Here is a 20,501-nt window from a genome sequence, read left to right as displayed (position 1 = left end):
GTACGCCGTCCCGCCTTGCGCGCGGACGGCGTCTTTTTTTGTGCTTGCATAGCGCACCCGTCACGCCGCGCCAGCGCGCCATCGAGTGTGTGCTAGCCAACAGTCCCCCCCTGTGGCCCGGCATTACAGTCACTTCACTACCCGTCACCCGGCTCGCCACGAACGCGAGCCAGGCTTCGTGCTGCGTGAAGGAGACATGCCATGGCAGACGACAAGCAGATCGTACCGGTCATCCTGTGTGGCGGAGCGGGCTCGCGGCTGTGGCCGTTGTCGCGCGACGGCTATCCCAAGCAGTTCCTGCGCCTGCTCGGACAAGACTCGCTGCTGCAGGACACCCTGTTGCGGGTGCGGGAGATTCCCGGTGCGCAAGCCCCAATCCTGGTCAGCAACGAAGCGCACCGTTTCGTGGTGGCCGAGCAAGCGCGGGAGGCTGGCTGCGCGTTGTCCGCCATCGTGCTCGAGCCGCATCCGCGCAATACCGCGCCCGCCGCGGCGGTGGCCGCGCTGCAAGCGCGCAGCGGCGGCGCGGACCCGGTGCTGCTGGTGCTGCCTTCCGATCACCTGATCCGCGACCGCGCCGCCTTCACGCAGACCGTGTGCCAGGCCAGCGCCGTGGCCGCAACGGGCGTGGTGGTGACGCTGGGCGTGGTGCCCACGTTTGCCGCCACCGGCTACGGCTATATCAAGGCGGTGCCCAGCAATACGGCCGACTTGCTGTCGGTCGCGCGCTTCGTCGAGAAGCCCTCGCTGGAAATGGCCACCGGCTACCTGCAGGAAGGCAACTGCTTCTGGAACAGCGGCATTTTCCTGTTCCGCGCCTCCGTCTATCTCGCCGCGCTGGAGCGGTTCGCCCCCGACATCCTGCTGGCCGCGCAGGAAGCGATGGTGCGCGGCCACCGCGACCTGGACTTCTTCCGGCTCGACACGGACGCCTTCGCCGCCTGCCGCTCCGACTCGATCGACTACGCCGTGATGGAGCACCTGCGTGACGCGCAAATGGCCCCGCTGTCCGCCGACTGGAGCGACGTGGGCTCCTGGGATGCGGTCTGGAAGGCCGCAGAGAAGACCGCCGATGGCAACGTGGCCATCGGCGACGTGGTCACGCACCACGCGCGGGGCTGCCTCGTCCACGCCTCGCACCGAATGGTGGCGGTCGCCGGCCTGGACGACGTGATGGTGGTGGAAACGCCGGACGTGGTGCTGGTGGTCCACAAGGATCACTGCCAGGACGTGAAGCAACTGGTGGAAACGGTACGCGCCCAGGGCCGCCCCGAGGCCACCCAGCATCGCAAGGTCTACCGGCCCTGGGGCGCCTACGACGCGGTGGACCACGGTACGCGCTACCAGGTCAAGCGCATCACGGTCAAACCCGGCGCCAAGCTCTCGCTGCAACTGCATCACCACCGTGCCGAGCACTGGGTGGTGGTTTCCGGCACGGCGCGCGTGCGCCGCGGAGACGTCGAGTACCTGCTGACCGAAGACCAATCCACCTATATCCCGATCGGCGAGGCGCACAGCCTTGAAAACCCCGGCCGGATCCCGCTCGAACTGATCGAGATCCAGTCCGGCTCTTACCTTGGCGAAGACGACATCATCCGGATGGCAGATATCTATGGGCGCACATGATCTCGAACCCTTCGGCCGGCTTGCGACCACCGAGCTGCAGCCCGAAGCCAGCGGCAACACCGGCAGCGGCGGGGCGCAACGCCCGCGCCGCGCGCTGATCACTGGCATCACCGGCCAGGACGGTGCCTACCTGTGTGAGCTGCTGATTGCCAAAGGCTACGAGGTGCACGGCATCAAGCGCCGCAGTTCGCTGTTCAACACCGAGCGCATCGACCACCTGTACCAGGATCCGCAAGCGTCCAGGCGCAGCCTGATCCTGCATCACGGCGACATGACCGACACCGCCAGCCTGGTGCGGGTGGTACAGCAATCGCAACCTGACGAAATCTACAACCTGGCGGCGCAAAGCCACGTGCAGGTGTCGTTCGAGGAACCGGAATACACCGCCAACACGGATGCGCTGGGCACGCTGCGCCTGCTCGAAGCCGTGCGCATCCTTGGCCTGGAGAAGCAAACGCGCTTCTACCAGGCGTCCACATCCGAGCTGTACGGCCTGGTGCAGGCAACACCGCAGAAGGAGACCACGCCGTTCTACCCGCGCAGCCCCTATGCAGCCGCCAAGTTGTACGCCTACTGGATCACGGTGAACTATCGCGAGGCCTACGGCATGTATGCCTGCAACGGCATCCTGTTCAACCACGAGAGCCCGGTGCGCGGCGAGACCTTTGTCACGCGCAAGACCACGCGGGCGATGGCGCGCATCGTGCTGGGGCTGCAGGACACGCTCTATCTCGGCAACCTGTCGGCCCTGCGCGACTGGGGCCACGCGCGCGACTACGTGGAAATGCAGTGGCTGATGCTGCAGCAGGACAAAGCCGAGGACTATGTGATCGCCAGCGGCGAGCAGCACAGCGTGCGCGAGTTCGTGCAGCTGGCCGCCCTGGAGCTCGGCATCGCGGTGCGCTTCGAGGGCGAAGGCGCCGGCGAGGTGGGCGTGGTGGCGCACGTTGATGCCGCCACCTGCCCGGTGGCAGCGCGCTGCAAGCCAGGCGACACGATTGTGCGGGTGGACCCGCGCTACTTCCGACCAACCGAAGTCGAGACGTTGCTGGGCGACGCCAGCAAGGCGCGCGAACAGCTGGGCTGGTCGCCGCGCACGAGCTTCGGGGCGCTGGTGCGGGAAATGATGGAAGCGGACTTTGCCGCGGCGCGGCGCGATGCGTTCGTCAAGCTGGCTGGCTTCCGGGCCTATGACCATCATGAGTGACGCCGGCACCGCAGTGTCAAGCGACCCCACGCCGTCATCCGCATCCTTGCCAGCGCGGCACTCGCGGGTGTTCGTGGCGGGCCACCGCGGCATGGTCGGCTCGGCCATCGTGCGTGCGCTGGACGCGCGTGGCCAGGCCGACATCATCACGCGCGGCCACGCCGAGCTCGACCTCACCGACCAGCAGCAGGTGCGCGCGTTCTTCGCCACCCAGGGCATCGACACGGTCTACCTGGCAGCCGCGCGCGTAGGCGGCATCCACGCCAACCATACCTTTCCCGCCGAGTTCATCCAGCAGAACCTGATGATCGCGGCCATCGTCATCCACGAAGCCTGGCGCGCGGGCGTGAAGCGCCTGCTATTCCTCGGATCGAGCTGCATCTACCCGAAGTTCGCACCCCAGCCCATCAGCGAGGCCGCGCTGCTTACCGGGCCGCTGGAGCCCACCAACGCCCCCTACGCCCTGGCCAAGATCGCAGGCATTGCGCTGTGCGAGAGCTACAACCGCCAGTACGGCACCGACTACCGCAGCGTGATGCCGACCAACCTCTACGGCCCGGGCGACAACTATCACCCCGACAACAGCCACGTGATACCGGGCCTGCTGCGGCGCTTCCACGAAGCCGGCATGGCCCACGCCCAGCACGTGCCGGTGTGGGGCAGCGGCACGCCGCTGCGCGAGTTCCTCTACGCGGACGACCTGGCCGCGGCATGCCTGCATGTGATGGCGCTGGCCGAGGACGTGTACCGCCAGACCGCGCCGGCCGGATTCCTGAACGTGGGCAGCAGCGAGGAAGTCAGCGTGCGCGAACTGGCGGGGCTGGTGGCGCAGACCGTGGGCTTTCGCGGCGACATCGTCTTCGACAGCGGCAAGCCCGACGGCACACCGCGCAAGCGGCTCGACTGCACGGCCCTTGCCGCCACCGGCTGGCAACCGGCCGTGGCGCTGCGCGACGGCCTGCGCCTGGCCTACCTGGATGCACTGCAGAGCGGAAGGCTGGCACATGGCACAGCACCGGCACAACACGTGGAGACCTGACATGAAACCCCTGCTCCGCCATCCCGACAAGCGCGCGCGGCCTCAGGCCACTGCGTCCGCAACGTCGGCTACCTCGGCAACCTCGGCCGCCAGCGGCGCGGCAGCGAGTCCCGGTGCGCTCTGGCCCGGACAGGTCATCTTTCCCACGGGCAGCGCGGATGCGGGCCTGTGGCGGCGCTGCCTGCAGCAGATGCGCGCCATCTCGCTCAGTCCCGGCGCGCTGGTGGTGCTGGCGGGCCAGAGCCGGCTGGAGAACTGGGCCATGCTGCTGGCCAGCATGGCGCTGGGGCGGCGACGCGCGGCCTTCTTCCACGGGGCCGCCTTTGCCAGCGTGCCTGGGCGAGTTGGCGCGCTGGCAGACGCGGTATTGCTGCGCCATTGCCAGGGCGTATTCGTCGGCAGCGAGCGCGGCTGCGCGCGCGCCATTGCCGCCGACGTTCCCCCGCGCAAGATCTTTGCCTGCCGCCCGCCAGCCGTGCTGCCGGACGGCTTCGATGCTGCCGCCGAACGGCGCGAGCGGGTCGAGCACGCTGCACCGCCGCATGCGCCGCATTTCCTGCATGTTGGCGCCCTCACGCACGATCCGGCCCTGGTGCTGCTGCTCTATGCCTTTGCCGGCGCGCGGCAGGCGTGGCCGGCGGCCACGCTATCGCTGGTGGGTACGGGCCGCGCTTATGGCCGGCTGCGCACCATGGCCGACGCGCTCGGGCTGGGGCCGTCGGTACGCTTCCTGGGCGCGATGGCGCCGGCCGACTTCGCCGTGGAGTACCGCAAGGCGAGCTGCCTGGTGCTGCCAGATGCCGCGCAGCGCTGGCATCCGCTGGTACGCGAGGCACTGAGCTACGGCTGCCCGGTGGTGGTGAGCGTGAATAACGACGACGCCGGCGAACTGATACGCGACGGCGTCACCGGCCTGTATTTCAAGGCGGGCGACGCCGGTGCGCTGGCCAGGTGCCTGGTGCAGGTGCCCACGCGTTTTGCGGATGCCGCCGCCACCGCCGAGCGCTGCCAGGCCGCCGCGCTGGAGGACTCTCCCGCCTCCGCGGGCAGGGCCATGGCGGCTGGCTGCGTGCGGATCATGGCCGCGGACTAGACGCACGCCGCAGCGGGCGCGACAGCTGCGTACCCCATACAGAGCATCGACGCCACTGACGCTACGGTTGCCATGAAGATACTCATGTACTGCCTGAACTATGCGCCCGAGCTGACCGGCATCGGCAAGTACACCTGCGAGCAGGCCGAGTGGCTGGCCGCGCGCGGCCATGAGGTGCGGGTAGTCACCGCGCCGCCGTACTATCCGGCGTGGCGCGTGGGCGAGGGCTATCGCGCGTGGCAATACAGCCGCGAGCGGCGGCGCTGGGTGGAGGTGTATCGCGCGCCGCTGTGGGTACCGCGCAAGCCGGACGGCATCACGCGGCTGCTGCACCTGGCGAGCTTTGCCGTATCCAGCCTGCCCAGCCTGATGGCCCAGTTGCGCTGGCGCCCGGATGTGCTGTTCGTGGTGGAGCCTCCCCTGATGTGCGCGCCGGCCGCTTTGCTGTTCGCACACTGGAGCGGCTGCAAGACCTGGCTGCATGTGCAGGACTATGAGGTCGACGCGGCTTTTGCGCTGGGGCTGCTCCGCCGGCCCTGGCTGCGCCGCGTGGCGCGGCGCGTGGAGCATCAGTTGATGACGCGTTTTGACCGGGTCTCGTCGATCTCGCAGGCCATGGTCTCTCTGGCGCGTGGCAAGGGCACGGAGCCTGAGCGCGCGGCCTTGCTGCCCAACTGGGTCAACCTGTGGGAAATCGGCGCCGGCAGCGCCATGCTGGCGCGCCGCACGCTGGGCATTCCAGCTGATGCCGTGGTGGCGCTGTACTCAGGCAATATGGGCGCCAAGCAGGGGCTGGATGTCATGGCCGATGCCGCCCGCCTGCTCGATGGCCATGAACGCCTGCACTTCATCTTCTGCGGCGACGGCGCCGGGCGCCCCGCGCTGGAGGCCGCCTGCGCGGGGCTGCCACAGGTGCGCTTCCTGTCCCTGCAGCCCGCCGCCATGTTTGCCTCGCTGCTGGCCGCGGCCGACATTCACCTGCTGCCACAACGCGCCGGCGCCGCCGACCTGGTCATGCCCTCGAAGCTGACCGGCATGCTGGCCAGCGCTCGCCCGGTGGTCGCCACCGCGGAGCCGGACACGGAGCTTGGCCGCGTGGTTGCGCAATGCGGCGTGCTGGTGCCGCCTGGCGACGCGGCCGCGCTGGCCGCCGCCATCGACATGCTGGCTGCGCAGCCCGCCCTGCGCGCGCACCTGGGCGGCGCCGGCCGGCGCTGGGCCGAGCAGCACCTGGACCTCGACATGGTGCTGGGCGAATTGGAGAAGGCGCTGTTCGCGCTGATCAGGCACCAGCCCGCCGGCGCGCCCAGCACCGCCGGGGTCGGCAGCGAATAGCACACGCCACCGTTCAGGCGTTCAGACGTTCAGACGTTCAGGCGTCCACCGACACGCGATCTTCCACCGAAGCCGCCGCCAGCACCGTGAGATAGATGCTCTCGTACTGGTCGATGGCTTTCTCGGCGGAGAAGTTCCCGGCCCACGCGATCGAGCGCGCGGCCACTTCGGCGCGCCGCGCTTGCGGCCATGCGAGCATCCCGGCCAGCACGTCCGCGCCGCGTTGCGCCCAGCCATCCATGTCACTGCTAGCCAACGGCTCGAGCAGCTGCACCTGGTCGCCGCCGATCTCGGTCATCGGCGCGCGGTTGGTGGTGAGCACCGGCGCGCCGCATGCCATGGCTTCGATGATGGGCCAGCCAAACCCTTCCTCCAGGCTCGGAAACAGCATCACGGCGGCTAGCGAATAGGCTGCCTGCACCGCCTCGGTGGGCAGCCCCGTCAGAAAGCGCACGCTGCCGCCAAGGGGGCTCGCCCGTTCGCCCTGCTCGCGCATTTCCGCGGTGGGATCGCCACCGATCATCCACAGCGCCCGCGGCACGCGGCACCGTTGGCAATAGGCCAGGTAGAGCGCCAGCACGCCTTCGCGGTTCTTGTACCACTGGTTGCCGCCGATATGCACCAGCATGCCTTGCGGATCGGCCGGCACGCCAGCGCGCTGCAGGCAGGCCAGCGCTTCGGTGGTGCCCATCCTGTGGAACGGATAGTTCATTCCGTTGTAGACCACCCACGCGGCCTCGGGCGCGCACGGATGCAGCCGCCGCAGGTCGCGCATGGTCTTGTTGGAGACGGCGATAAACGCCCTTCCCTGCAACAGGCCCCAACGGATCAGCGACTGGTAGGTGTGCCCGCTGGCCGAGAGCCCGTGCTCGGGGAACTCGCCGGCGAGCGTGCGCAGGGCAATGAAATCATGGCAATGCACCACGTGCGGACGATGGCGCAGCAGCGGCATCCAGATGCCCAGCGCATGATCGGCCAGCACCAGCAAGGTGTCCTTGTCGACCTTGCGCAGACGCCATAGCGCGAGCATCGGGAACAGGATGTACTGGTCGATGTAGCCCAGCCATTTACGCAGCCCGCCGCGCGCCGGCAGCCGGCACATCACGGCGGCGGGGGTCCATAGTTCAGCCTGGTGGCCGCGCGCGCGCATGCCGTCGATGATCATCGCGGCAAAGCGGTCCATGCTGTGGCTGCCAAAAAAGGCGGGGTGACCCAACAAGATGATTTTCATGGTGATTGAACGCCAGGGTGATACAAGCGTTGGCTCGCTTGCCGCGTGGCCGCCAGCGTTATGCCGGCAAACACGAAGCCAAGCGCGTTGGCTGTCAGCTGCCCGACTACCGGCCAGGAGGTCAGCCCGAAGATGGCAATGGTCCACATCAGGATGAGAAAAGAGTTGCCGGTGCGCCTGGCCACACGCAAGGCGCGCCACATGCCGTTGATGAAGATCAGCGCCTTGAGCAAGATGCTCAGATAGCCGACCAGGCCCATCTCGCCGATGACGCGGCCAGTCTCGGTTTCGCTGATCACGAACAGCAGGCCGGTCTGCAGAAAATAGTTGGCCAGGTTGCTGCCAAGCCCGAGCCCGCTGCCAAGCAGGCTCTGTTCGGCCGAGACATCGTTGACACCGAAGAACATCGACTCCACCCGGTCGGCGAAGCTCTCCGACTCCGCCGCGGAGCTGAAGCGCTCCAAGGTCGCGTCCACCGCCGAGCTGACAAACAGCACGATGACCACGCTCATGAGGATGGAAACAATGCCCCACGACAACGCCGCCCTGCGCCGCTTTCCCTTGCCGTAGCGCAAGCTTGCCAGCAGCGCGATGCCAAACACGATCGGCAAAAGCAGGATGGCCGAACGCGACCCGCTCACCAGCGAGGCGATGAACAGACTGCCGATGACCGCAAGCGAATGCAGCTTGCCCCGGAGCCCCGGCTTCTGCTCGCCCAGCACGGCCTCCAGCGCGAAGGGGCTGACGATCGCCAGGAACAGGGTGTAGCCCAGCGTGAACGAGAAGGTGCCCGTGGTGCGCACCACGTCGGCCGTCACGCGGAAGACCGTATCCGGATCGCCCTCGATCTGACGATTGAGGAAACTCTCCGGCGACTGAAAATGCTGCACCAGTGCCAGCGGAGCCATGAACAGCAGCATGGCAAGCGCGGCCTTGGAGATGGCTTCCAGGTCCTGCTCCTCGAGCAGCTCGGCCGCGGCGTAGGCAAACCAAAGGTACAGCAGCCAGAAGCGCACGCCGATCAGGAAAATGGGCAGCGAGTTGATGCCCGCAACAAGCTGCAGCAAGCCCCAGAAACAAACAATGGCCGACCACCACAGCAGCATGCGCACGGTGCGCCGCGCCGGGGTAAAGCCTGAATAGCGCACCGCGTGGTACAGCGCATACACCACCATCAGGTCGCGCAGCAGGATCAGCGGCATGGTGAGCGAATCCGAGACCCACTTGCGCGCGGCGCCCTCGAACACGGCAATCACGAAGACCGTGATGAAGATCCGCCCGAACACGGTGACGCGCGCCAGGTGGGCTGGCACGGCAGGTTTTGCATAGGGAAGGGAATGGCTCAGCATAGCGCGCCTACCGTTTCGGCTGCACTCAGGCGATACCTCGCCCAGGTGTACTTCTGCCCGGCGATACGGGCATGGGCACGCGCGCGCTCCAGCTGCGCGCGATCTGTCGCCAGGGCCAGCATGCGTTGGTACAGCGCGTCCGCGCAAAGCGGCACCACCCACCCGGCCTGCGGGAATTCATCGATGATTTCTTTCGCACCAACCCGATCCGAGAGCAGCACCGGCGTGCCGCATGCCAGGGCCTCAGCCACCACCATGCCGAAGGAATCGAAGCGCGACGGCAGCACGAAGCAATCGGCATCGGCAAATACCTGGAACAGCGCCGGCTGCGGCAACGCGCCAAGCTGAAGCACGCCCGGCATGGCAGCGATGCGCCCGCCCAGCTCCTGCTCCACGAGCGCGCCGGCAAGCGCCAGCTCCGCCTCCGGCACCCGCTCCCGCAGCCGCGCGAACGCGTCAAGCAGCAGGTCGATGCCTTTGCCCACGCGCACCGCCCCGGCGAACACAAAGCGCGGGCCGCCGGCGAGCCGCTGGCGGCGGACGTCGTCCGGCAGCGTTGCGCCAAGCAGGATCGTCTTTAGCTTGGCGGGGGGCACGCCGGCGTCGATATAGGTACGCGCGGCAAACTCCGAGCAGGTGATGATGATGTCCGCCAGCGCGATCTCCGCATCTTTTTGCGCATTGATCTGCGCAAGGTAGGTGCGGTCCTCGACCGGCACCATGGCTTCGGCCGCACGATGATGCACGGCCGGCGCCTCCAGCACGCAGCGCGCGCCGATGCGCCGCGCCGCCAGGAAGGTCCGCAGCGCAGAATTCTCGTAAGCGACCACGATATCCGGGCGCACCGCCTCCACCCGGGCGGCCACCCATTGGTCGAACAGATGGAAGATCCGGTGCGCGTAAGCTGCCCCGGAGCGGCCGACATAGCGATTGAGGCCAAGCTTGAGCACACCGGGAAAAAACACCGGGTGCCGCCGCAGCGCCTTGGGGATGGCGACCTCGCGCACCTTGGCGTGATATCCGGCCGGCAGCCACCATGGCGGCGCCTCGCCCGGGGCGCGCACCGGCACGCCGGACCAGTATTGCTTGAGCATGTCGTGCTCATAAAGCGCCTGTGCCATCTGGTGCGAATGCTGCAGGCCGGGATGCGTGACGAGGGCTTTCATGCTTCGCTCCCCCGTGGGGGGCCATCGAGCCTCGCTCCGGCGGACACGGCTTGCGCGGGCGGCCCGGCGCAGCGCGTGGGCCGCCCGGGCGGCTGCATGCGCAGCGTGCCCGCCAGGCGCACGCCCTGCACGAAGCCACCCCAGCCACCCAGCAATTGCCCGGGCAGGCTGCGTGGACGCTTGAGCAGGCTGTGCGCCAGGAAGTAAGCGCCCGGGCAACTGCGCGACCCCACCAGCAGCTGGAACAACACCAGCCGCAGGCGCATCGCGGGCGGTGCATATGCCATCGAGATCGCCGTCATGTTGCAGGTCTCTTCGAAGCAGCGCCTGTGCGCATAGCTCTGGCGCTCGTAGTTGTAGCGCGCGGCCGGATAGTGATCAACGATGGCGCCGGGATCGAGCACCAGGCGCCATCCTGCGTGCCGCAGCATCTGGCACATCCACGTCTCGTTGCCGGGCTGCGCGCCCTGCCCCTGCAGCCGCTCGTCAAAGCGCGCCGTGCCCAGCGCCGCCCGGCGCAGGATCCAGTTGCAGCCCTTGAGCGTTTCCACCGCGCGCGGCGCGCCGCACACCCGATGCGTCTCGCCGATGATCCTGCCCCAGCCGTCGCGATAGCCGGCCAGCGGCAGATCCGGCACGGCCAGTGGCGCGCCATCGGCGCTGCGCACGACATCCCGGCCACCGGCACCGCCCACCGTGGCATCGGCAAAGTGGGGCAGCAAGCAGGCCAGCCAGTCCGCGCGCGGCAGCGCGTCGTCGTCCAGGATCGCGAGCAGCTCGCCGGTTGCGTGCAGCAGGCCGGCATTCATGGCAGCCACCACGCCAGGCTCGGTCACCTTGACTACCTGCAACGCCGGATAGCGAACCTGCGCCGTATTTGCCAGCCACGCCGCCGTGTCGGGATCGTCCGCGCCGCGGCAGACCACGATCAGCTGAACCGGCGCCGGCACGAGCGCGGCGGCAGCCTGCAGGCAGCGCTGGAGCATGTCCGGGCGCCGGTAGGTCGGGACCATCAGCGTAACGCTGGGCGCATCGCTCATTGCGTGCTTCCTCCATGGGGGGCAAGGCGCTCGTCGCTTGGCAGCAGGCGCCCGGCACGCACGGCCGCGGCGAGTTCGCAGACGATGGCCGCGGCCAGCCCCGACGACAGCCCGAGCTGGAACCACAGCACGCCATCAAGCGTGGTGAGATCGAGAAAGCGCGGCGCGGCCGCGCACCAGGCCAGCACCACCGGCACCTGCACGAAGGCAAAATGATTCAGGCCACGGTTGGCCAGCAACTGCCAGGCGATGCCGACCACGCTGGCAAAGCCCGCGCCAAGGCAGGCGATCACCAGTTCGGCGCCCAACGATGCGTAGTTCGGCCCCACCAGCCACAGCAGCAACCCCGGCCATGTCACGGCCAGAAGCACCAGCGCGGCGGCAGGCAGGCAAGCCAGCGCCACCCAGCCGGCAAAGCGCCGCAGCACGCCGTCGCGCGCTTGCGCGAAGCGCGGAATCACGTACGCGGCCACCACGGCGCCCACCGGCATCAGCAATTGCCCGATGCGTGACAGCGCGCCCAGCGAGGCCGTTTGCCCGACCGCGCCGTGATAGGCGACGATGGCGAACACCAGTTGCCCCTGGACGCAGTAGAACGCCTCCAGCGGCAATTGCCGCCGCATGATGCGGCCGATGTATTGGCTGTCTTCCGCCTTGCCCGCGCTGCCGGCATGCGCCGCCAGCGGTATCTCACGCGCGATCCAGCGCCGCACGAACGGCACGCGCAGTCCCGCGAACAGCACGTTGACGAGGGTCGCGCCCAACACGCCGAGCAGGCCCAGCGCGTAGAGCGCGGACGACAGTACCAGGCGCCCCACGGACAAGCCGGTATCCAGCGCCTGCAGCGCGGGCGCGCGGTTGGCAAACAGCAGCACCTGGTCCACGACGCGCGATTGCATGTCGAAGTACCAGGTCGCCAGCAACAGCGCCAGCAGCAGCACGATCAGGATCACGCTGGCATGGTTGCGATACAGCAGCCACGCGGCGATCGCCAGCACCACCGGCAACAGCCAGGCGGAGAGCTTCCAGCGCTGGCCCATGGCCGCGCAGGCCAGTTCCGCGGCACGCTCCCGGTCCGGCCAGGTCTTGCCCAGCAGCGCGTTCAGGCCAAGCTGGATGCCACCCTTGGTGACGATGGCGATGGCGCCCATGATGAGGCCGACCACGGTGTAGATGGCGTAGTCGCCCACCTCAAGCCAACGGGCCAGCAGCAGGCCGGTGATCGCGCCGATCCCCTGCGAAAGCACCGCATAGACGAGGAATCTGAGCAGCTTCACGGCGCTCCCGCTCCCCGCTCAATGACGCTGTGGCATGACGGCGCGACCATGGCCTCTCCTCCTCTATCCCGCCGCCGCGTGGTGGACAGGCTGCGCAGCCTCGGTCGCGCCATGGATGATGTCCAGCAGCCGCTGTGCGGCCTGTCCGGCATGGAAGCGCCGGGCAAAGGACTGCCGCGCGGCAATGCGCATGCGTGCCTGCTCGGCGGGCTCGGCCTGCAGCCATTGCCGCAGGCAGGCAGCGGCGCCCTGCGCGGTGTCCGGGCCCACCAGCCCGGCGCCGTCGGCGACGATCTCGCGCCAGATGTTGACCTTGTCGGAGATCAGCACCGGCACGCCGCAGCCGAGCGCCTCGGCCACCGCCACGCCGAAATTCTCCTGGTGCGAAGGCAGGCAGAACACCTCGGCCGCGTGAAACGCGCCCCACTTGAGCTCGCCCTTGAGCATGCCGGTCCAGCTCACGCGCGCGGACAGCCCATGCGCGGCAATGCGTTGCTCCAGCATCGCGCGCAGCGCGGTGTCGTGCGGTCCGGCCAGCACCAGATGCAGCGCGGGATGCGCCGCGGCCACGCCGGCGAAGGCGTCGACCAGCAGGTCACAACCCTTCTTCTCGTGGATTCGGCCGAGGAACAGCGCGATGCGCTTGCCGCGCACCTCCGGGAAGGCGCCAAGAAAGGCCTCACGCAACGGCGCGCCGTCCTGCGGCGGCTGCGCCGTGCCGTAGCTTGCCACCACCTCCCGGCACCGGTATGGCCAGAACGCACCGCTGGAGCGCTGCTTCTCCTCGCTGCACGTGAACAGCACGCCGCGCGCATGACGCAAGACCCAATAGTCCCCGACCAGCCAGTAGAGGCTCTTCTTCAGATGCTTGAGCGGATAGTGGTCGCGAAACCAGGGGTCCAGCATGCCGTGCGTGAACACAAAATACGGCACCCGCTTGCCACGCAGCGCCAGCCACACGGCCAGCGCGTGGTACTGCCACAGGCCTTCGACAATGACCGCATCGTACGCTTCGCAATGCGCGCGCAGCCAGGCCACCATGCGCCGGTTGAAGCCGTACTTGAGCGATGACGGCCCCAACGCGATGACGTCGAGCTCGCTGTCGCGCACGCAGGGCGCATCGGGCGCGTCGCCGCAGCACACCTGCACCTGTACGCCGCGCTCACGCAAGGGTGCGCGCAGCTGGCGCACACCCTCGATCGGGCCGCCACCACCCGGATCGATCGACGAGATCACGTGCAGGATCTTCATGGCCGGGCTCCGGGGGCCGCCGGTGACGAGTCGCCGGCCGCGGCCTTGCGCGCAATGAAATGAAACCAGTACACGTCGCGCAGGTCCTGGCCTTCGCGCACCGGCTCGCCGTTCAGGTTGCCGAACACCACATCGGTGTGCAGCCCCAGCTCCGCGAGCGCGCGCTTCTGCGCGGCGAACTCGGTATAGACGATCACGATGCCGAACTTGTGGGCGGCGCAAACCCGGATGGCATAGCCATCGAACTCGCGGTTCAGCCGCGAGTGCCGCAGGTAGTTGAAGGTGGCAATCGGCAGGTTGCAGATCACCCGCGCGGTATCGATGCCAACCGCGATAGGGTTGGCCGACAGATGCGGAAGCCGCACGAAGCGCGAGAGAGTCTCGCGATAGCTCGGCCCACGCATGTTGTGCGTGGAGAACAGCATCAGGCCGCCGGGACGCAGCACGCGCGCGAACTCGCGCAGGATGGCGACGCGCCCCGCGTAGTCGACCGCATCGATGCCGTTGAAGCTGAACATCACCAGCGCGAAGCTGTTGTCCGCAAAGCGCGACATGTTGCGCGCATCCATCTGCATCACCCGCACGCCGGGATGATTGCGCTGGCAGATCTCGACCATCTCGGGCATGTAGTCGACTGCCGTATAGTCGTCGCTCAGCGTGCGCAGCAGCGCCACGGTGCGCCCGCCGCCCACGCCAACGTCGAGGATGGGCTGGCCCCGCACTTCGTCCGCCACCCAGGCAATCGCCGCAGCCTCGCCAGGGTCCGTCCAATCGCTGGCGGTGCCGAACCACCGGCGCGCGCCCCAGCTACGCCATGCGTGTTGGTTGATGCGATCCTGCGCCGTGCCTGAAGCCATGACATCCTCGTGAAGATGAGCAACGTTGGACCAAAGCGCAGCCATGCCGCTGGCATGCCTTGCCGGGCGGATGACCGGTCTGCCTGCAGTGAGGATGCCGGCGCGGGATTCAGGTTTCTGTACGTTGCCACACACGGGTCGGGACGCCGGGAACTGGCAGATCGGCGTGCGCTGCGAGGCATCTGCGGGGCCCGCTTCAGGCGCGGCGACGGGGTATCGCCAGCATCGCTTTCCAGCAGCGCAAGGGGGCATCCGGCACCGTGGGCATGCTCGCGTGCCGGCTGCCGCTCTCCCCTCATCCTGATGGCTGAGATAGCTCTCATCCGTTTGTCGCGCGGCGCTCGCCCAAGGCTCATGCCGAAGGCGCAAGTGGATCGCGGACTCCACCTCGGCGCGAGTTTCAAGATTGGTTCGCCACCCGGGCGCGCCACCCGGAAAAGCCATAAATGCGCTAGCAACACCCCTTTTCCGTTGCAGCGGTGAAACTTTATCGACCAATAACTGTTTCAGTCTTGAAACATAATCCCGTCGATTATCCATCACCCGTTCGGGTAACCCGCCATGCGGCCACCATCAAGGCTTTCCGGATGATGAGAACAAACCTCTCCAACCTAATTGGAGCGCCGCCAAAGCAACTTGATTTCGTGCAGATCAGACCATAATATGACCTTAATTCGTTTTAAGACGAATGGCATTTTGGGGTGGGTTCAGGGGGTCAGCCTTCCGGCTCGCGGTCAGTTCCCGGCAATAAGAACGGGCGGTCCGGCTTGGCGGTGGTACGGGGATAAATAGGGGCGGCGCGCGTGGAGCACCACGAGGGTCGCGCAGGTCATTATTCCGCTGCGTTCAACCTGTTTCCTACCGCAATCATACGGGGGGAATAACAACATGAACGCACTGCTCATCGAGGGTCACCCACTGCTGCGTCTCGGGTTGCTGCAAATGCTCGAGCGTATTCATGGCGTCGACCACGTCATCACCGTCGACCCGGCCGACGTCGCCCTGCTGGAAGGCAATCATTGCGACCTGCTCGTGTTCGGCATGCCGGCCGACACCGACGCCGGATGGCATCTGCTCAACAAGGTGCGCTCCGTGCTCTCGGCCGATCGCTTGCTGCTGCTCGCCGATATGATCCCGCTGCAGATTCCGGCGCTCGCCATGGCGCAAGGGATCTGCGGCTGCCTGCCGAAATCCGCTTCGCTGGCGGTGCTGGAAGCTGGCATCCGCCTGGCCATGGTTGGCGGGCAATACGTGCGCGGCCAGAACAACCGCCAAGCCGGCGCGTCAAGCAGCGGATCGCCGGGTCTGTCGGCCGGCAACTATCCAGTAGGTGGACGCATTCCCGTGCTGGCACCGCTGACCGACAGCGCACAGTGCAACCCCGCGGGCATGCGCGTCCACGCCGCGCCATCCTCGCGCGAGTCCCTGGCCGCCGTGTCTCGCCCGGGCGCTGTTCCGGCCGATGCCGGTGGCACCGGCGGGCACAGCGAGACCGCGTACGACGAAGCCGAGATGCTGCAGATCACCCCGAGGCAATATGAGGTCCTGGTGCTGCTGGCGCGCGGACATCCCATCAAGACCGTGAGCCGCATGCTCAATATCTCGGTGGCGACCGTCAAGAGCCATGCCTGCACCCTGTACCAGCGGCTCAAGGTGCGCAACAAGGGCGAGGCGGTCTACGCGGCGCTCCAGCGCGGCGCGTCGCTGGAATGGGTCAGCGGCGACGAGGCCGCGCCGCGCACGGCGGTGCGCAACGCGCCGTCTGCCGCCGCCAGGCCGGCACGCACGGTCGCGGAGTACGGCACGGGCGCTTCCGCCGCGATGCGCTGAGGCGCGCTTGCGGCGCAGCCAACCGGCGGCGGCAGGCGCAAGCCTGCCGCCGTTGTCTTTTATGCGGGGCCGCGGGGCACGCTTTCCCGCATACGTTGTGTGCCTTGCTTGTCCCAAAAGCAAGCCGCCCCCGTTCGCCCTGGCGCCTCGCGCACGCTGGTTCCGGCATCGCAGTGCAATGTGTGAAAGCGCACCGATTGGCCCCCGTCGGCCTCCTAGGATGGGAGCATCGGGGGACTGTCGCAGCGGTTGCGATGTCCCTGTCGCCCAATGCCGGAGGCTGCCGTGAACGAGATCACCGACCATGACGGGCAACACAGGAACGCGCAACGCCAAGGCCGGCCGCTGGCATGCCTTGCCATGCTATGCGCGACCCTGATGCTCGCCGCCTGCGCAAGCTCCCCAGGCATGCACTTCGACCCCAAGGCGCCCGTCGGCGCGGTCGGACCCGATGCCATGCCCAACATCACGCCGATCACGCTGGAGGTGGTGCGCAACCAGCGCACCATGGCGCAACGCGAGGTCGAGAAGCTGGACGAACTCTATGGCAAGCCGCAGCCCTATCTCATCGGCCCGGGCGACATCGTCTCGGTGGTGGTATGGGATCACCCGGAACTGGTCTTCCCCAACCAGACCTACAGCATCGGCGCCGCGTATGAAATCCCCGCGGTGGGCGGCGGCTCCAATGTGCCCGGCTATGTGGTGAGCGCGCAGGGCGATATCCAGTTTCCCTACGCTGGCGTGATGAAGGTCGCCGGCAGGACGGCGAACGACGTGCGCGACCAGATCGCGAAGGTGCTCTCGCGCGTGGTGCGCGATCCCCAGATGACGGTGCGCGTGCTCGCGTTCCGCAGCCAGCGCATCTATGTGGATGGCGAAGTGCGTACGCCTGGCATGCAACCGATCGACGACGCGCCGATGACGCTGATCGAGGCGCTTAACCGTGCGGGTGGCGTGCTCAACCTGACAGGCGACAACAGCCGCATCCGCATCACGCGCGGCGAGCGCAGCTGGCATGTCAACATCCCGGCACTGCTCGCGCGCGGCATCGATCCCTCGCGCATCATGCTCAAGAACGGCGACATCGTGCGCGTGGAACAGCGCGAGGACAGCAAGATCTTCGTCACCGGCGAGGTGGTGCGCCCCACCACCTTGCTGATGCGCAATGGCCGCATGACGCTGAATGAGGCCATTGGCGACGCTGGCGGCGTGAACCCGAACACCGCCAACGCGGAGCAGATCTTCGTGATCCGCAAGGCGGCGGACGGCGAGCCCAAGGTGTATCACCTGGACGGCACGTCGCCCGTGGCGCTGGCCATTGCCGAAGGCTTCGAACTCGAGGCAAAGGACGTGGTGTATGTCGACGCGCGCGAACTGGTGCGCTGGAGCCGCGTGGTCAACCTGCTGCTGCCATCGACGAGCGGTGCGTTCAGCGCCGCCAGCGTGGTCAAGTAAGCGAGGCCGCGATGATCCGCTCGATCCTGGTTGTGTGCATCGGCAATACCTGCCGCAGCCCCATGGCACAGGGCCTGCTGCGCCACGCGCTGCCCGGCTGCACGGTGAGTTCCGCCGGGCTGGCCCCGCTGGAGGGCGCCGCCGCCGATCCGCATACGGTGCGCCTGCTCGAGGAGGACGGCCTCGATCTCTCAGGGCACCGCGCGCGCACCGTGGACGGGGACATGATCAACGGCGCCGACCTGGTGCTGGTGATGGACACGGAACAAAGAGAGGCGCTTGAGCGCCAGTATCCGCAGGCACGCGGCAAGGTCTACCGCCTTTGCGAATTCATGCACGCTGACGTGCCCGACCCCTATGGCTGTTCGCAGAATATGTTCCGGATCGTGCTGGGGCTGATCAAGCAAGGGGTCGATTCATGGTCGGTGCGCATTCGCGCCATTGCACGGGATCAATGTCATGGGGAGGTCGCATGAACACGTTCAATCCAAACGAGGCATTGCCGGTGGGACGCGCTCAGCGGGAAAAATCGATCGACCTGACCGGCTATCTCGACATACTGATGCGCTACCGCTGGACCTTCATCCTGATCGCGGGCACGGTCTTCGCCCTGGGCGCGACCTACGCGTTCTTCACCAAGTCCGTCTACCGTACCGACATCGTGGTGCAAGTGGAGGACACGGGGAGCAGCACCAACAGCAAGCTCGCGGGCAGCGTGGCGCCGGTCTTCGACGTCAAGCCGGCCGCCGCCGCGGAAATCGAGCTGCTGCACTCGCGCATGGTGGTGGGCAAGGCGGTGGAAAGCCTGAAGCTGTTCATTGATGCCAGGCCGAGCTACTTTCCGGTGATCGGCCAGGCGCTGGCACGCTACAACCCTGGCCTGTCGGAACCCGGCCTCTTCGGCTGGGGCGGCTTCGTCTGGGGCGACGAGCGCATTACGGTAGGCCGCCTCGACATGCCAACGCGGCTGGAAGGCACCAGGATGACAGTGACAGCCCTTGACGGCAAACGGTACCGGCTGAAAGTCAAGGGCGAGCAGACCATGGCAACAGGCACCGTCGGCCAGCCGCTGGTCGTGCCAACCTCACGCGGCAACGTCGAGATCCTCGTTACGGAACTGGAAGGCAACCCTGGCGCCAGCTTCAATGTGACGCGGCTGCCTCGGGCCATTGCCATCGCGCAGCTGCAGCAATCGCTGCAGATTGCCGAGCGCGGCAAGTCGAGCGGGGTGATCGGCATCACCCTTGAAGGCCCGGACCCGGACCTGATCGCGGCAACGCTCAACGAGATCGGCAGCGAGTATGTCGACCAGAACGTGCGCCGCAGGGCGGAAGAGGCCGAGAAATCCCTGGCCTTCCTCGACCAGCAGCTTCCGCAGGTCAAGCAGCAGGTGGAAACCGCCGAGACGCGCTATAACGCGCTGCGCAACCAGCGCGGCACGATCGACCTGGGCGAGGAGTCAAAGCTGATCCTCTCGCAATCCGTGCAGATCCAGACACGCCTGCAGGAGCTACGCGCGAAACGCCAGGAACTGGTGACGCGCTTTACCGGCAACCATCCCAGCATCGGCATCATCGACGAGCAGATCGGCAGCCTGAATGCCGCGCTCGCCGGCGTGACCACGCGTATCCAGAAACTGCCCGAAGTGGAGCAAAACGTGCTGCGCCTGCTGCGCGATGTCAAGGTCAGCACCGAGCTTTACCAGTCGCTGCTCAACGACGCCCAGCAACTCAAGCTGACCAAGGCCAGCAAGGTGGGGACCGCGCGCATGGTCGACCCGGCCGAAGTGCCCTTGCAGCCCGTGCGGCCCAACCGGTCGCTGCTGGTGATATTCGCGGCCATGCTTGGCACCGTGGGCGCGCTGATCGTCGTGTGCCTGCGCCACATGCTGGACGGCGGCGTCGCCGAGGCCGACGATATCGAAAACCTGACGGGGTTCACGGTGTACTCCACCATCCCGTTCAGCCCGGAACAGTCGCGCCTGGCCACGCAGGGCAACCCGAAAGCCGCGCTGCTGGCCTGCCGGATGCCTGACGATCCCGCCATGGAGAGCTTGCGCAGCTTCCGCACCGCCTTGCAGTTCTCGCTACTTGGCAACCGCCATCCGGTGGTGCTGGTGACGGGCCCGGCGCCGGGTGTCGGAAAGTCCTTCATCTGCGCCAACTTCGCCGCGGTGCTCGCCGCCGGCGGCAAGCGCGTGGTGCTGATCGACGCCGACCTGCGGCGGGGCAACCTGAACCGGCGCTTCGACACCGACCGTGGCCCCGGCCTGACCGATCTGCTGCAGGGCGCGCCGGTAGAGCCCGCCGTTCGCAGGCAGGTTGTGCCCGGGCTGGATTTCATTCCCACCGGGACGTTGCCCGAGCATCCCGCGGACCTGCTGCTGAGTCCCGCGATGGACGCGCTGCTCAATGCCCTAAAGGCGAACTACGACATCGTGCTGATCGACACGCCGCCAGTGCTGGCCGCCTCGGATACCGGAATCCTCGCTACCAAGGCAGATGCGGTCTTCATGGTGGCCCGTGCGGACTCGACTACCGTGGATGAACTGGAAGCCGCGGGCAGGGCGATCAGGCAGGTGGGTGGGGAAGTAAAGGGCGTGCTGTTCAACGGGTTGAATGTGCAAGGGCGCTGGTATCGGGCGCATTACAACTTCGGCAAGTACCGGTATCTGAACTATCGGTACCAGGACGTGGATACGGTGCAGAGCCGGTAGGGCTGCCGCGCGTAGCGCGCAATCTGAGG

Annotated in this window: 16 protein-coding genes; 9 read left to right on the top strand and 7 right to left on the bottom strand. The window is 67.3% G+C overall.

What is annotated here, in order from left to right; all coding sequences use genetic code 11:
- Positions 1 to 201: 201 nt before the first annotated feature.
- The 5 genes from AC1RQC_RS14880 to AC1RQC_RS14860 all read left to right on the top strand — a co-directional run bounded on the left by AC1RQC_RS14880 (position 202) and on the right by AC1RQC_RS14860 (position 6,300).
- A complete protein-coding gene (locus AC1RQC_RS14880) occupies positions 202 to 1,626 on the top strand; it encodes a mannose-1-phosphate guanylyltransferase/mannose-6-phosphate isomerase (protein ID WP_492371879.1) in 1,425 nt (474 codons plus the stop codon).
- Positions 1,613 to 2,833, top strand: a complete 1,221-nt coding sequence (gmd, locus tag AC1RQC_RS14875; protein ID WP_492371880.1) for a GDP-mannose 4,6-dehydratase — start codon at positions 1,613 to 1,615, stop codon at positions 2,831 to 2,833. Before AC1RQC_RS14880 ends, gmd begins: the two co-directional genes overlap by 14 nt.
- Positions 2,826 to 3,872 (top strand): GDP-L-fucose synthase family protein, encoded by a 1,047-nt coding sequence (locus AC1RQC_RS14870; RefSeq protein WP_492883862.1) that lies wholly within the window; start codon positions 2,826 to 2,828, stop codon positions 3,870 to 3,872. Before gmd ends, AC1RQC_RS14870 begins: the two co-directional genes overlap by 8 nt.
- Before the next feature lies 1 nt (position 3,873).
- A complete protein-coding gene (locus AC1RQC_RS14865) occupies positions 3,874 to 4,965 on the top strand; it encodes a glycosyltransferase (RefSeq protein WP_492830012.1) in 1,092 nt (363 codons plus the stop codon).
- A gap of 72 nt (positions 4,966 to 5,037) precedes the next feature.
- A complete protein-coding gene (locus tag AC1RQC_RS14860; protein WP_492883810.1) occupies positions 5,038 to 6,300 on the top strand; it encodes a glycosyltransferase WbuB in 1,263 nt (420 codons plus the stop codon).
- A gap of 37 nt (positions 6,301 to 6,337) precedes the next feature.
- On the opposite strand, the gene AC1RQC_RS14855 is transcribed toward AC1RQC_RS14860, so the two are convergent.
- The 7 genes from AC1RQC_RS14855 to AC1RQC_RS14825 form a co-directional block, all read right to left on the bottom strand.
- On the bottom strand, positions 6,338 to 7,531 hold the full coding sequence (locus AC1RQC_RS14855) for a glycosyltransferase (RefSeq protein ID WP_492371883.1): 1,194 nt from the start codon (positions 7,529 to 7,531) through the stop codon (positions 6,338 to 6,340).
- Positions 7,528 to 8,844, bottom strand: a complete 1,317-nt coding sequence (locus AC1RQC_RS14850; RefSeq protein WP_492371884.1) for a hypothetical protein — start codon at positions 8,842 to 8,844, stop codon at positions 7,528 to 7,530. The genes AC1RQC_RS14855 and AC1RQC_RS14850 overlap by 4 nt, the downstream gene beginning before the upstream one ends.
- A gap of 29 nt (positions 8,845 to 8,873) precedes the next feature.
- Positions 8,874 to 10,046, bottom strand: a complete 1,173-nt coding sequence (locus AC1RQC_RS14845) for a glycosyltransferase family 4 protein (protein WP_492371885.1) — start codon at positions 10,044 to 10,046, stop codon at positions 8,874 to 8,876.
- Complete coding sequence (locus tag AC1RQC_RS14840; RefSeq protein ID WP_492371886.1) at positions 10,043 to 11,086, bottom strand: glycosyltransferase family 2 protein; 1,044 nt, start codon at positions 11,084 to 11,086, stop codon at positions 10,043 to 10,045. Before AC1RQC_RS14840 ends, AC1RQC_RS14845 begins: the two co-directional genes overlap by 4 nt.
- The gene (locus AC1RQC_RS14835; protein WP_492371887.1) at positions 11,083 to 12,363 is read right to left on the bottom strand and encodes a hypothetical protein; all 1,281 of its coding nucleotides are present in this window, start codon (positions 12,361 to 12,363) and stop codon (positions 11,083 to 11,085) included. Before AC1RQC_RS14835 ends, AC1RQC_RS14840 begins: the two co-directional genes overlap by 4 nt.
- A gap of 63 nt (positions 12,364 to 12,426) precedes the next feature.
- On the bottom strand, positions 12,427 to 13,614 hold the full coding sequence (locus AC1RQC_RS14830) for a glycosyltransferase (protein WP_492371888.1): 1,188 nt from the start codon (positions 13,612 to 13,614) through the stop codon (positions 12,427 to 12,429).
- Positions 13,611 to 14,471 (bottom strand): class I SAM-dependent methyltransferase, encoded by an 861-nt coding sequence (locus AC1RQC_RS14825; RefSeq protein WP_492371889.1) that lies wholly within the window; start codon positions 14,469 to 14,471, stop codon positions 13,611 to 13,613. The genes AC1RQC_RS14830 and AC1RQC_RS14825 overlap by 4 nt, the downstream gene beginning before the upstream one ends.
- An 888-nt stretch (positions 14,472 to 15,359) precedes the next feature.
- Here AC1RQC_RS14825 and AC1RQC_RS14820 point away from each other — a divergent pair.
- The 4 genes from AC1RQC_RS14820 (at position 15,360) to AC1RQC_RS14805 (ending at position 20,472) form a co-directional block, all read left to right on the top strand.
- Positions 15,360 to 16,301, top strand: coding sequence for a response regulator transcription factor (locus tag AC1RQC_RS14820; RefSeq protein ID WP_492371890.1), 942 nt, complete (start codon positions 15,360 to 15,362; stop codon positions 16,299 to 16,301).
- Between the two features lie 360 nt (positions 16,302 to 16,661).
- Positions 16,662 to 17,756, top strand: coding sequence for a polysaccharide biosynthesis/export family protein (locus AC1RQC_RS14815; RefSeq protein ID WP_492371954.1), 1,095 nt, complete (start codon positions 16,662 to 16,664; stop codon positions 17,754 to 17,756).
- An 11-nt stretch (positions 17,757 to 17,767) separates the two neighbouring features.
- Positions 17,768 to 18,232, top strand: a complete 465-nt coding sequence (locus AC1RQC_RS14810) for an arsenate reductase/protein-tyrosine-phosphatase family protein (RefSeq protein ID WP_492371891.1) — start codon at positions 17,768 to 17,770, stop codon at positions 18,230 to 18,232.
- On the top strand, positions 18,229 to 20,472 hold the full coding sequence (locus AC1RQC_RS14805; RefSeq protein WP_492371892.1) for a polysaccharide biosynthesis tyrosine autokinase: 2,244 nt from the start codon (positions 18,229 to 18,231) through the stop codon (positions 20,470 to 20,472). The genes AC1RQC_RS14810 and AC1RQC_RS14805 overlap by 4 nt, the downstream gene beginning before the upstream one ends.
- The last annotated feature ends 29 nt before the right edge of the window (positions 20,473 to 20,501 follow it).

It is taken from the genome of Cupriavidus sp. GW822-FHT03E04, assembly GCF_058801495.1.
Note: the sequence above shows the minus strand (reverse complement) of the source record. Positions and strands in the feature narration are given on the sequence as shown.

Excerpts from the sequence above, each read along its gene's own strand:
- AC1RQC_RS14865 (WP_492830012.1), top strand. The coding sequence starts at position 3,874 with ATGAAACCCCTGCTCCGCCATCCCGACAAGCGCGCGCGGCCTCAGGCC.
- AC1RQC_RS14855 (WP_492371883.1), bottom strand. The coding sequence starts at position 7,531 with ATGAAAATCATCTTGTTGGGTCACCCCGCCTTTTTTGGCAGCCACAGC.
- AC1RQC_RS14840 (WP_492371886.1), bottom strand. The coding sequence starts at position 11,086 with ATGAGCGATGCGCCCAGCGTTACGCTGATGGTCCCGACCTACCGGCGC.
- AC1RQC_RS14830 (WP_492371888.1), bottom strand. The coding sequence starts at position 13,614 with ATGAAGATCCTGCACGTGATCTCGTCGATCGATCCGGGTGGTGGCGGC.
- AC1RQC_RS14880 (WP_492371879.1), top strand. The coding sequence starts at position 202 with ATGGCAGACGACAAGCAGATCGTACCGGTCATCCTGTGTGGCGGAGCG.
- AC1RQC_RS14860 (WP_492883810.1), top strand. The coding sequence starts at position 5,038 with ATGAAGATACTCATGTACTGCCTGAACTATGCGCCCGAGCTGACCGGC.
- AC1RQC_RS14845 (WP_492371885.1), bottom strand. The coding sequence starts at position 10,046 with ATGAAAGCCCTCGTCACGCATCCCGGCCTGCAGCATTCGCACCAGATG.
- gmd (WP_492371880.1), top strand. The coding sequence starts at position 1,613 with ATGGGCGCACATGATCTCGAACCCTTCGGCCGGCTTGCGACCACCGAG.
- AC1RQC_RS14805 (WP_492371892.1), top strand. The coding sequence starts at position 18,229 with ATGAACACGTTCAATCCAAACGAGGCATTGCCGGTGGGACGCGCTCAG.
- AC1RQC_RS14870 (WP_492883862.1), top strand. The coding sequence starts at position 2,826 with ATGAGTGACGCCGGCACCGCAGTGTCAAGCGACCCCACGCCGTCATCC.
- AC1RQC_RS14825 (WP_492371889.1), bottom strand. The coding sequence starts at position 14,471 with ATGGCTTCAGGCACGGCGCAGGATCGCATCAACCAACACGCATGGCGT.
- AC1RQC_RS14815 (WP_492371954.1), top strand. The coding sequence starts at position 16,662 with ATGCTATGCGCGACCCTGATGCTCGCCGCCTGCGCAAGCTCCCCAGGC.
- AC1RQC_RS14820 (WP_492371890.1), top strand. The coding sequence starts at position 15,360 with ATGAACGCACTGCTCATCGAGGGTCACCCACTGCTGCGTCTCGGGTTG.
- AC1RQC_RS14810 (WP_492371891.1), top strand. The coding sequence starts at position 17,768 with ATGATCCGCTCGATCCTGGTTGTGTGCATCGGCAATACCTGCCGCAGC.